The sequence below is a fragment of the Microcystis sp. LEGE 08355 genome, assembly GCF_015207185.1.
Classification (GTDB): Bacteria; Cyanobacteriota; Cyanobacteriia; order Cyanobacteriales; family Microcystaceae; genus Microcystis; species Microcystis panniformis.
In genome coordinates this window covers 1-6046 of the sequence record NZ_JADEXI010000274.1, presented here as the reverse complement: position 1 = coordinate 6046, position 6046 = coordinate 1, and the positions used below count along the sequence as shown (strand labels likewise).

The window sequence follows — 6046 nt, the reverse complement described above, 5'->3', positions numbered from 1 at the left end:
TTGGTTTGGTTTTAATGGTGGTAGTGCGCTTTCCTCTAGTTCCCTGGCCACGACAGCTTTTGTTAATACCAGTATCGCCGCTTCGGCCGGTGGTTTGACATGGATGCTTATAGAATGGATTTTACGGGGTAAACCGACGGCGATCGGTATTGCTAGTGGATTTTTAGGGGGATTAGTGGGTATTACTCCCGCTGCCGGTTATGTGCTGCCGATTGGGGCGATTCTCATTGGTTCGATCACTGCCCTTACCTGTTTTTTTGCGGTTAGTCTGCGGGCAAAATTGCGCTTTGATGATTCTTTGGATACCTATCCTGTCCATGGTGTCGGCGGGACAATAGGGGCGCTGCTTACGGGGCTTTTTGCCACAAAATCGGTTAATTCAGCTGGAAATGATGGTTTATTTTTTGGGAATGCGGGGTTACTGTGGACGCAATTTGTTGGCGTTGCCGCTACTTATATCTTTGCTGCCGTGGGTACTTTTGTTATCCTGAAAATTCTCAGTCTATTTATGGAGCTGCGGGTTAAACCGAATACGGAAGCAGAAGGGTTAGATGTTCCTGAACACGGAGAGGAAGCCTACGGACAGGAATTCGAGTTTGGTAGCAGCTTTTCCTACCAAGAAAATCCTCCCGCCACAAATCCGCAAGAAAATTATTAGCGATTTAATCAGCTATCGATCCAGCCAACAGAGGCGAAATTTCGTCTCTGTGAAACTGGGCTAAAAAATTCCGTTTTTGGTCGTCTCGTCTCTGTCACCGGGGATTGTGATCCTGTCCGTCGCTGGCAAAGAATGCTCGATCGTTATTGTACGAAGATTCTCCGAGACCGAGAAACTCTCCGCCAAGGCTTAAGGATTAGCGATCGCCAAGGCGGATCAAGTTTGATCCAGATGGGCAAAACAGCAAAAAATTACCGATTCTTACTGACAAGAATCAAGAAATTTGTAAGCCAGCTAACTCAGCAATTGTATAGGTGGGTCTGCCTTTAACTTCCTCGTAAATTCTACCGATATATTCTCCTAGTATTCCGATGCTAATTAGCTGTACAGAACCAAGAAAAAATATAGCGATCATAATCGTGGCAAAACCCGTGATCGGTGAGTTGGGCTGCTGTAAACGCCAATATAATACTAACAGAGCCATAATCAAAGATATCAGGGCAGAAAATAATCCTAGATAGGTGGCAAAACGTAAGGGGACACGGGAAAAAGATACTAGGCTATTAATAGCTAAAGATAATGATTTGCTAAAGGTATATTTTACTTCCCCGGCAAAGCGCGCATCCCGTTCAAATTTAACCGCAGTTTGTGGAAAGCCAATCCAAGCGCGCAACCCACGAATATAACGATTTCTTTCCGGGAGAGAATTTAATATATCTACTACCTGACGATCCATTAAACAAAAGTCTCCTGTATCGGCGGGAATATCCACATCGGCTAGTCTTTTAAGCAAACGATAAAAGAGATAGGCCGTCAGTTTTTTAAACCAACTTTCTTGTTTTCTTTTGGTTCTTTGGGCATAAACTACTTGATACCCCTCTTGCCATTTTTCAATCATTTGGGGAATTAATTCGGGCGGATCTTGCAGGTCAGCATCTAAAACAATAATTACTTGTCCTCGGCAAAAATTAAGTCCAGCAGTTACCGCCGCTTGATGACCAAAATTGCGGGCGAAACTGATATAACATACTCGTGAATCAGCTTTGTGCAGTTCTCGCAGCAGTTTTAAGGAACTATCTTTACTACCATCATTTACTATAATTAATTCTACCGCCCCATCTAAATTATTCATGATGGCACTCACCCGGCGATATAGTTCGGCAATAGTTTCTTCCTCGTTATAGATGGGGACAATCAGGGAATATTTTAGCATTTGCATAATAATATTTGATTGGTAATTGATTGAAAAAAATCGATTTAATCCCAGTTTTTTCCTCCTGTGTTTAATAATTATCTTAGGTTCAAGATTCTAACAGGAGTATAATTTTGTCAAAGTGAAACCCCGATTAGCTAACGATTTACCTCCTTTCTTCTGGCTCCTAACTCAGAGAATTTCGCTATCAATATCTTTACTTAGCCAAGAAACTCCTCGATCGCCTGTCCCGTCTCTTCCGGTGCTTCTTCCGGTAAAAAATGACCACTGGCGATCGCCTGTCCGGTGACTTGATTAGCTCGCTGCTGCCAAAGAGCGATCACATCGTATTGACGTGCAATGAAACCTTTTTCTCCCCAAAGAACCAAGAGGGGAGAGGAAATTTTCCGGTCCAAATCCTGACGATCATGCTCTAAATCGATGGTAGCGGCAGCCCGATAATCGGCACAAGTGGCGGTTATCGTGCTTAAATCTCGAAAACAACGCCGATATTCCCCCAAAGCTTCCTCTGTAAAAGCGCTAAAATCTCGACCCCAACTTTGCAAGCAATGTTGCAGATAATAATCGGGATTAGCGGCGATCAGGGTTTCGGGAAAAGGAGAAGGCTGAATCAAGAAAAACCAATGATAGTAGGCAGTGGCAAAAGTTTTATCAGTCGCATCGTACATCGCCATCGTTGGTGCTATATCGAGTAAAACGAGTTTTTTGACCTTTTTGGGAAAATCAAGGGCGAGACGGTGGGAAACTCGCGCCCCTCGATCGTGGCCGATTAGATAAAACTCCTGATAACCCAATTTTTCCATCAGCAATACCTGATCGAGGGCCATGACTCGCTTGCAGTAATTGCTAGAATCCTCTAGGGGTAAGGGTTTATCGCTATCCCCATAGCCGCGCAGATCCGTGGCGATCACCGTAAAATTAGCCGCTAATCGGGGGGCGATTTTATGCCACATTTGATGGGTTTGGGGATAACCATGAAGCAAAAGCAGCGGAAAACCGCGCCCACCTTTGACACCATTGATAGTAATGTCATTAACTTCTAGCTGAAATTTCCGAAAATTTGTCAGCATTTTTGCCTCCTGTCACCTTGGGGAAAGATAATTGCATCATCTGGCAAAAGTGACCCAATCAGTAAAGTTTTTTCACTATAGCCGCTCAAGCCGCTGCTTTTCTGGTAGATTAAAACCATTGGGTTGCTCAAAAATCAACGAGTTAAGCAGTAATTTGATTATGATCTCGATTATCTATTCCGATGAATTTCTCGATCACGATACAGGTATTTACCATCCCGAAAAAGCGGCGCGTTTAACGGCAATTGTCGAGGCTTTAAAACAAACAGAATGGCAGTCAAAATTAACATGGCATTTACCGACACCGATCGAAATTCGTGACGAAGTAATCCCTTTGATTAAACAAGTTCATAATCAAGATTATGTTGATGGATTGCGGCGAATTTGTCAACGGGGTAGGGGAAGATTGGATGCAGATACTCCCGTTTCTGCCCGTAGTTACGATGTGGCGTTACTAGCGGTTAGTGGCTGGTTAGATGGAGTCGATCGAGTTTTATCTACTGGCGATCCTGCCTTTATTTTAGCCCGTCCACCCGGACATCATGCCACTTCTAATTATGGCATGGGTTTCTGTCTATTTTCTAATGCTGCTATTGCCGCCTATTATGCTTTAGAAAACAAAAGAGTGCAAAAAGTAGCGATTCTCGATTGGGACGTACATCACGGCAATGGCACCCAGGATATAGTCGAAAATCATCCCCAGATTGCCTATTGTTCCCTCCATCAATTCCCCTTTTATCCCGGCACGGGAGAAGCGCGAGAAAAAGGGGAGTTTAATAATGTTTTGAATATTCCCTTATCGGCGGGAAGTACCATTAAAGATTATCAAGAACATTTTGAGGGGCAAGTCATACCTTTTCTGAAAAATTTTCAACCGGATTTAGTGATTGTTAGTGCTGGATATGATGCCAATCAAGCGGATCCTCTGGCGGGAATTTGTTTACACCCACAAGATTATGGAATTTTAACGAAATACCTCTTAACTCTCAATAAACCGCTGCTTTTCGGCTTAGAAGGCGGTTATGATTTAGAAACTTTAGCGGCTTCCGTCGTCGCCACCTTAGAAGCTTTGCTCTGATCCTATTCCGGGTAATCGTTACATTTCTTTAAAAAGATTGCTAACAAAGCGATCTAATGCGGTAAGGTAAACGATCGATAGAAAAAAACCCTTGACCTAGTTGCCTTTTAAGATTATGAACTCCCTTGCGCCACACCTCAAAGCCAAAGCCCTCAAGCCTAATAGTCGTCGTCCTGCCAAAGAATTGTGTAGCGAGTGCGGACTTTGTGACACTTATTATATTCACTATGTTAAAGAAGCTTGTGCTTTTCTCAATCAACAAATCGCCGATTTAGAAGCAGAAGCACACGGCAAAAGTCGCGACTTAAATCAGGAAAATGATCTCTATTTTGGTGTTCATCAAGAGATGATGGCTGCCAAGAAAAAACAAGCTATCCCTGGGGCGCAATGGACAGGAATCGTCAGTACAATTGCCTGTGAAATGCTCGATCGTGGTTTAGTAGAAGGGGTGGTTTGTGTGCAGAATACCGCCGAGGATCGCTTTCAACCGCAGCCGATTCTCGCTCGTACCACGGAAGAAATTCTCGCCGCTAAAGTTAATAAACCGACTCTTTCTCCTAATTTATCAGTCCTAGAAGAAATTGAAAAATCGGGCATGAAACGGTTATTAGTTATCGGAGTTGGTTGTCAAATTCAAGCCCTAAGAGCAGTAGAAAAAAAATTAGGTTTAGAAAAATTATATGTCTTAGGAACTCCCTGCGTCGATAATGTCACCCGCTCAGGACTACAAAAGTTTCTAGAAACTACCAGTCGTTCCCCAGAAACTGTGGTTCACTACGAATTTATGCAGGACTTTCGGGTACATTTTAAACACGAAGATGGCTCGATGGAAATGGTTCCCTTTTTTGGCTTAAAAACTAATAAATTAAAAGATGTTTTTGCCCCTTCCTGTATGACTTGTTTTGATTATGTTAACTCCCTTGCCGATTTGGTTGTGGGCTATATGGGCGCACCTTTTGGCTGGCAATGGATTATGGTTCGTAATGATACGGGCAAGGAAATGTTAGAGTTAGTTAAAGATCAATTAGATACCCAAGATGTTATGTCTAGTGGTGATAGAAAACAGGCGGTACAAAATAGTATTCCTGCCTACGATAAAGGTGTAACCTTGCCGATGTGGGCGGCAAAAATGATGGGAGTAGTAATTGAAAAAATCGGACCTAAAGGTTTAGAATATGCTCGCTTTTCTATCGATTCTCACTTTACCCGTAATTACCTTTATGTTAAACGTAATTATCCTGAAAAATTAGCAGCTCATGTTCCTGAATATGCTAAGAAGATTGTGGAACAGTATAAATTGCCCGATTAATTAGGGTATGCTGACAAAGTAGGGGCGCATCATTCGGATAGCAAATCTACGGTTTCAGCGATAGGTTATCGTCCGAATGCTTCGCCTCAAGTCAATGATAGGTGGTGCGTTACGACGGATTGTTAGCTTCAAGTCAAAGCGGAAATTTTGGCCGTCTAACGCACCCTACTGGACTAGGTAATAGGTGTAGGGGTAATTCATGAATTACCCCTACAATCGGCCACGTTTTTCTGGATGTTGTTAAATTTTCTCTTGACAAAAGCCTCTTGACATGATACTATATTCATAATGGAAAATCCGTGCGCCTACAGACCCTAGTTTTCAAGAATTTTCAAGGTCTAGTTTATTCGCCATAATGGGTTTTAGTACGATGAATATAGATTAACTTCTGTTCATCATTAATGGTGTAAAGTATTCTATCTTGATAACTTAAGCGAATTGAGTAGAAACCCGTTAAATCTCCTACTAATTTTTTGCCACTATAGGGAGAAATACTCAGGGTATCTTGGATAATTGACTTCAGTTTCTTCTTAAGTTTAGGGGTTAGCTTATCAACATCTTTTTTAGCTTCTTTGGTAAATCTGACTTCATAAACCATTAATCAATGTCTCCCAACACTTCCTCAAGAGAATAGGTTTCATTTTCATTAATTTGCTGTAGAGATAGTTGTAAGCTTTCTCTTAAGTCGGGAATAGATAGTAATTCGATGGTTTCTTGT

Annotated in this window: 5 protein-coding genes and 2 pseudogenes; 3 read left to right on the top strand and 4 right to left on the bottom strand. The window is 42.2% G+C overall.

All coding sequences use genetic code 11. From position 1 onward, the window contains the following. Positions 1 to 658, top strand: a pseudogene (locus IQ242_RS14375) (ammonium transporter); the annotation flags it as partial. A gap of 274 nt (positions 659 to 932) precedes the next feature. Here IQ242_RS14375 and IQ242_RS14370 read toward each other — a convergent pair. Beyond that, positions 933 to 1871, bottom strand: coding sequence for a glycosyltransferase family 2 protein (locus IQ242_RS14370; RefSeq protein WP_193960432.1), 939 nt, complete (start codon positions 1869 to 1871; stop codon positions 933 to 935). A 200-nt stretch (positions 1872 to 2071) separates the two neighbouring features. Continuing rightward, complete coding sequence (locus tag IQ242_RS14365; RefSeq protein ID WP_193960430.1) at positions 2072 to 2941, bottom strand: alpha/beta fold hydrolase; 870 nt, start codon at positions 2939 to 2941, stop codon at positions 2072 to 2074. 160 nt (positions 2942 to 3101) lie between these two features. Between IQ242_RS14365 and IQ242_RS14360 the strand changes: the two genes are divergently transcribed. Both IQ242_RS14360 and IQ242_RS14355 read left to right on the top strand, forming a co-directional pair. Next, positions 3102 to 4019, top strand: a complete 918-nt coding sequence (locus IQ242_RS14360) for a histone deacetylase (RefSeq protein WP_193960429.1) — start codon at positions 3102 to 3104, stop codon at positions 4017 to 4019. A gap of 115 nt (positions 4020 to 4134) precedes the next feature. After that, positions 4135 to 5328: a Coenzyme F420 hydrogenase/dehydrogenase, beta subunit C-terminal domain gene (locus IQ242_RS14355; protein WP_193960428.1), complete on the top strand. Its 1194-nt coding sequence runs from the start codon at positions 4135 to 4137 to the stop codon at positions 5326 to 5328. 343 nt (positions 5329 to 5671) lie between these two features. Here the strand turns inward: IQ242_RS14355 and IQ242_RS14350 are convergent, their stop codons facing one another. Beyond that, complete coding sequence (locus IQ242_RS14350) at positions 5672 to 5926, bottom strand: type II toxin-antitoxin system RelE/ParE family toxin (protein ID WP_052276585.1); 255 nt, start codon at positions 5924 to 5926, stop codon at positions 5672 to 5674. Then, positions 5926 to 6046: pseudogene (locus IQ242_RS27175) on the bottom strand (prevent-host-death protein); the annotation flags it as partial. The gene IQ242_RS14350 and the pseudogene IQ242_RS27175, both read right to left, overlap by 1 nt.